The sequence below is a fragment of the Serratia sp. HNCC26DJ206 genome (assembly GCF_057180605.1).
Genome location: NZ_JBXUGP010000198.1, coordinates 1 through 207, shown reverse-complemented (window position 1 = coordinate 207; position 207 = coordinate 1). Strand labels below are relative to the sequence as shown.

At 54.1% G+C, this 207-nt stretch carries 1 rRNA gene; it reads left to right on the top strand.

The features are described from left to right. Positions 1-4: 4 nt before the first annotated feature. Positions 5-207, top strand: a 16S ribosomal RNA gene (locus tag AC2A1E_RS24565); the annotation flags it as partial.

Genomic DNA, 207 nt, shown 5'->3' with positions numbered 1-207 from the left:
CTTTTAATTGAAGAGTTTGATCATGGCTCAGATTGAACGCTGGCGGCAGGCCTAACACATGCAAGTCGAGCGGTAGCACAGGGAGCTTGCTCCTGGGTGACGAGCGGCGGACGGGTGAGTAATGTCTGGGAAACTGCCCGATGGAGGGGGATAACTACTGGAAACGGTAGCTAATACCGCATAACGTCTTCGGACCAAAGTGGGGGA